The sequence below is a fragment of the Gordonia sp. UCD-TK1 genome (assembly GCF_001691435.1).
In the GTDB taxonomy this organism is placed as follows: Bacteria; Actinomycetota; Actinomycetes; order Mycobacteriales; family Mycobacteriaceae; genus Gordonia; species Gordonia hongkongensis.
Map to the genome: position 1 here is coordinate 1 of NZ_LZMP01000093.1, position 633 is coordinate 633.

Genomic DNA, 633 nt, shown 5'->3' on the forward strand with positions numbered 1-633 from the left:
CTGCAACTCGACCCCATGAAGTCGGAGTCGCTAGTAATCGCAGATCAGCAACGCTGCGGTGAATACGTTCCCGGGCCTTGTACACACCGCCCGTCACGTCATGAAAGTCGGTAACACCCGAAGCCGGTGGCCTAACCCCTTGTGGGAGGGAGCTGTCGAAGGTGGGATCGGCGATTGGGACGAAGTCGTAACAAGGTAGCCGTACCGGAAGGTGCGGCTGGATCACCTCCTTTCTAAGGAGCACACAACAACACCCATTTCTGCCGGCGTATGTCTGTGCGGTGGGTGTGTGTTCGAGGGTGAAACATCAGACAGGCCCACTTCTTCTACACCGGTAGAGGGATCGGGGGTCACTGCGGGTCCGTGAGGGCTGGCGGGTTCATTGTCACGCTATCGGGGTTCTGAGAGAACACACGCGTGTTGTCTCTGACCTAGCTCATGACTGGGGTGCGGGTGGTGATCGTGACTGTGATGGTCGCGGGAGCGCGTGCACGGTGGTGGGTGTGTGTTGTTTGAGAAGTGCATAGTGGATGCGAGCATCTTTATTTCAAACCAATGCTTCGACTGTTGTTGGAGTGCTGGTCTGTGATTTAGCAGAAATTGTAGTGTTTTGTGGTGTCTACATTCGATCCT

At 55.6% G+C, this 633-nt stretch carries 1 rRNA gene; it reads left to right on the plus strand.

The features are described 5' to 3' along the window. A 16S ribosomal RNA gene (locus A9310_RS24895) occupies nucleotides 1-233 on the plus strand; the annotation flags it as partial. Nucleotides 234-633 lie beyond the last annotated feature (400 nt).